We start from the raw sequence: 3,790 nt of genomic DNA, 5'->3' as shown, positions 1-3,790 counted from the left end.
ATGGCGGCTGGGATGTCCGAGGGCGACTTCCAGCGGCAGGTGGAGAAGCTGGCCGAGTCGCTGGGGTGGAAGGTCTATCACACCCACGATTCGCGCCGGTCTCACCGTGGATGGCCGGACCTCGTGCTCGGCCGCCGTGGCCGGGTGCTGTTCCGGGAGCTGAAGACGATGAAGGGGCGCACGTCGCCCGACCAGAAGGAATGGCTCGAGCTGCTTAACGCGGCCGGGCACGACGCGGCCGTGTGGCGGCCGGTCCAGTGGTTCGACCGGACGATCGAGAGGGAGCTGACGTGAAGAGTTGGGATGACGCGGACCAGGCGAACGACGAGCTGCTCGGGAGGATGGAGCGCCCGGAGGGGTGCATCTGCGAGCTCGAGTACACGAAGGACTACAAGGGCATGATCCAGCACATCTACTGGAGTCTGGAGCTGACCTGCCCCTACCACTACCCGCGGACAGCGGCTCAGCTCGAGCGGCTCGCCCGTCGACCGGCGCAGGAGGGTGAAGCGTGAGCACGCTGAGAGAGCTGGTCGACCGGCTCACCATCGAGACCCCGCAGGTGGTGCACCACGCCACGGGCCCCGTGATGATCCGAGCCCGGCCTCTGCTGGCTGAGCTGCAGGACGCCCGGTACATGCGGGGCACGGCCGAGGGGCGCAGCTCATCGTCCTCGGGGTCGGGCGCCCCGCTGCACATGGACGCGCTGAAGGTCGCGTGCATGATCGACGAGGAGATGGCGCACGTGCAGTGGGTGTTCCGCTCGGCCCCGACCCCGCCGGCCCCGGCGTTGCAGGGGGCCGCGGACCTCTTCGGGATCCCAGTCGCCGCGGTGGTGGGCCCGCCTCGGCCGGCCTTCGGCGGGCTGACCGTGAGCGAACGGCTGCGCTGGGTCGCTGTCCGCGCGACGGCCGCGGGCCGGGAGGCCGAGGTGCTCGAGGTGGTGCGGCCGTGGGTGGCTGCGATCGAGCGTCTGCTGGACCCGCCCGTCGTCGTGCGCCTGCGCGGCGTGCAGTGCCCGGCCTGCGGTGTGGCGCGCACACCCGTGTGGGACCCGGACCAGGAGGATCACGTGGAGACGCCGGCCCTGTCGATCGTGATGGGCACGCAGCCGCAGGCCAGGTGCGCGGAGTGCGGCGCGGAGTGGTTCGGACCGGAGGTGGTGGACATGGCCGGCCAGTGCGGCGGATCGTCCTCAGCTGCGGCGCACGTGCTGGGAGGATAGGTACATGAGCCCCGTGAACCAGCGCCTGGACCAAATCGAGGGCCGCTCCAACAGCGCCACCCCTGGCCCCTGGATGGCAGACCGCAACGGAGTCGGCACGCAGCAGGGGAACTTGCTGTACGTCGGGGATACCCCTACCCCACATGCTGACGTTGCGTTCATCGTGTACGCGCGGCAGGACGTGCCGGATATGGTGGCCGCGCTCAGGGCAGTGCTCAAGCTGCACCGACGTAGCCCACATGACCGGTGGGTGGGCTTTCCCCGCGCGGATCGCCAGGAGGGCTACTGCATGGAAGACCAGGAGACGTGGCCCTGCGCCACGGTTCGCGCAGCCGAGGAGACGCTTGGCGGATGACCCGCCTGTGGTGTAGCCTCGTGCTCGCCGGGTAGAAGTCTGTCCCGGCCCTGATCTTCGAGAAGGCCTCGACCGACATGGTCGGGGCCTTCGTCGTACCCATGTGCCGCCGAGTGACCAGGTCCTCGTGCGGTGTCTGCCGGTTCACGTCACCCCGCCCTGGTTCCACGCATGGCCAGCCCGGGGAGCGAAGGTGTGGCAGCACGTCCGCCGTGCATCCTGGGCTTCTTCTCCTTTCCCCGGGGCCGCTCCTGCCGGCAGCGCAGACCACCCCGAGGTGATGCCGATGGCCAGAGCGACGACGACGTCGCGCGGGTATGGCGCCTCGCACCAGCGCATGCGCGCGAAGTACCTGCCGCTCGTGGCCGCCGGCCGCGCCGTGTGCGCGCGGTGCGGCGAGCGGATCGAGCCGCAGGACCTGTGGGAACTGGATCACTCCGATGATCGCTCCACGTACATCGGACCGTCCCACCAAGCCTGCAACCGGCGAGCCGGCCAGGCGAAGTCCACTGCTGCACGCATGGCCAAGTCCGCGATGACCGTCCGCGACTGGTGAGTGAGGCTCCGCATGTTCACGCCCGAGGAAGTTGAGACGTTGCGCGGAAGGATCGTCTCGCGCGCACGCGTCGTTGACGCTGGCTTCGCATCGCCCTGCTGGATCAGCGATCGAGCACGGCAGCCCAACGGCTACACGAAGCTGGGCTACCGCGGGCGCACGTGGCTGACGCATCGCCTCTCTTGGATCGTCCACCGCGGCGGGATTCCCGACGGGCTGGTCATCGACCACCTGTGCCGGCAGCGAGCGTGCGTCAACCCCGACCACCTCGAACCAGTCTCGACGCGCACCAACCTCCTGCGTGGCGAAGGCTTCGTCGCACACCAAGCACAGCAGCAGAGATGCCTACGCGGCCACCCGCTGTCCGGCGACAACCTCTACCGGTCGCCTTCACGGCCCGACAGCCGCGAGTGTCTGACCTGCCGCCGCGAGGCAACCCGCCGGTCGCACGCCCGCCGGCGGGCAGGAGGGTAGGGGGTCGATTTTTCGCGGAATCATGCGGCTCCTGACTCCGCCCGGTAGTCATCTCCCTCCCCGACGCGCGTGACGGTAACGCAACATGCGCGCCCGAGAACGCGAAGTAACGAGCCCCGAGGCAGGTGATCCGCATGGAGATGGCCTGCTACGAGTGCGGCGAGGTCTTCGAGGCGAAGCGGGACACCGCCCGGTACTGCTCGACCCGCTGCCGGGTCCGCGCGCACCGCAAGCGGAAGGGCTCCATGCCCGAGCCCGTGCAGCGCGCAACCGAGCAGGCCGTCGTCGGCCGGCTGATGGACGACGACGAGCATGAGCCCCGTGAGCCGCCCGCCGAGGGCCGCGTCGTCGTGGACGACACCCCCATGTCCGTCTACCGCGCCACCCTGGACGAGCTCACGAAGGCCGGGAAGACCACCTCTGTCGGCGGCCAGTCCGCCCTCGCCCTGGCCCAGCGCATCGACAACCCCGTGCTCGACACCGGCTCCGCGCTCGCAGGCATGATCAAGGAGCTGCGGGCCACGCTGGCCGAGGTGCTGGACGCGAAGGACGACGCCGGGGACGAGCTGGACGAGCTGAAGCGCCGCCGCGAGGAGCGTCGTCGTGCTGCTGGATGATCCCGGCGCGCTGGTCCGGCCCCTGTACGAGTCGGTCCCGGAGTACCACGACACCTACGGCCCGGAGGTCGCGGACCTCTGCGAGGTCATCGGCTACGGCCCGGATCCCGAGCAGCGGCTCGCGCTTGACGCCATGTTCGGCGTGGACCGTCAGGGGAAGTCCGTCGCGTTCGAGTCCGCGGTGATCGCGCCACGCCAGAACATGAAGACCGGCGTCCTGAAGATGGCGGTGCTCGGCTGGCTGTTCATCACGGATCAGCAGCTGGTGATCTGGTCCGCGCACGAGTTCCCCACGGCGCAGGAGGCCTTCCGCGACCTGGAGATCCTCATCGGCGGCTCGGCGTTCCTGTCTAAGCGAGTGAAGAAGGTCCATCGGGCCAACGGTGACGAGGCGATCGAGCTCCGTAACGGGGCGCGCCTGAAGTTCCGGGCCCGGACGAAGGCCGGCGGCCGTGGCCTCTCCGGGGACAAGGTCGTCCTCGACGAGGCGTTCGCTCTGCAGCCGGACCACATGGGCGCCCTGCTGCCCACGCTGACCACCCGCCCCGACCCGCAGGTCGTGTACG

At 69.7% G+C, this 3,790-nt stretch carries 8 protein-coding genes; all 8 read left to right on the top strand.

The genetic code is table 11. The features are described 5' to 3' along the window. The coding region (locus Q4D18_RS11185) for a VRR-NUC domain-containing protein (protein WP_303128441.1) at positions 1 to 294 on the top strand (294 nt) is incomplete at its 5' end. Then, the gene (locus Q4D18_RS11180; RefSeq protein ID WP_303128438.1) at positions 291 to 512 is read left to right on the top strand and encodes a hypothetical protein; all 222 of its coding nucleotides are present in this window, start codon (positions 291 to 293) and stop codon (positions 510 to 512) included. The genes Q4D18_RS11185 and Q4D18_RS11180, both read left to right, overlap by 4 nt. After that, positions 509 to 1,222 carry a hypothetical protein gene (locus Q4D18_RS11175; protein WP_303128437.1) on the top strand — a complete coding sequence of 238 codons (714 nt, stop codon included), beginning with the start codon at positions 509 to 511 and terminating at the stop codon, positions 1,220 to 1,222. Before Q4D18_RS11180 ends, Q4D18_RS11175 begins: the two co-directional genes overlap by 4 nt. 4 nt (positions 1,223 to 1,226) lie before the next feature. After that, the gene (locus Q4D18_RS11170) at positions 1,227 to 1,577 is read left to right on the top strand and encodes a hypothetical protein (RefSeq protein ID WP_303128436.1); all 351 of its coding nucleotides are present in this window, start codon (positions 1,227 to 1,229) and stop codon (positions 1,575 to 1,577) included. 280 nt (positions 1,578 to 1,857) lie between these two features. Beyond that, entirely contained in the window at positions 1,858 to 2,133 is a 276-nt protein-coding gene (locus Q4D18_RS11165; protein ID WP_303128434.1) for a hypothetical protein, read from the top strand. Between the two features lie 12 nt (positions 2,134 to 2,145). After that, complete coding sequence (locus tag Q4D18_RS11160; protein ID WP_303128431.1) at positions 2,146 to 2,607, top strand: HNH endonuclease signature motif containing protein; 462 nt, start codon at positions 2,146 to 2,148, stop codon at positions 2,605 to 2,607. A 134-nt stretch (positions 2,608 to 2,741) separates the two neighbouring features. Beyond that, the gene (locus Q4D18_RS11155; protein ID WP_303128429.1) at positions 2,742 to 3,224 is read left to right on the top strand and encodes a hypothetical protein; all 483 of its coding nucleotides are present in this window, start codon (positions 2,742 to 2,744) and stop codon (positions 3,222 to 3,224) included. Further along, positions 3,211 to 3,790, top strand: a 580-nt coding sequence (locus Q4D18_RS11150; RefSeq protein WP_303128427.1) for a hypothetical protein, incomplete at its 3' end; no start/stop codon positions are given. The genes Q4D18_RS11155 and Q4D18_RS11150, both read left to right, overlap by 14 nt.

This window comes from Micrococcus sp. (assembly GCF_030523875.1).
GTDB lineage: Bacteria > Actinomycetota > Actinomycetes > Actinomycetales > Micrococcaceae > Micrococcus.
The sequence above is the reverse complement of the archived record's forward strand: the minus strand, read 5'-3'. Positions and strand labels throughout refer to the sequence as shown.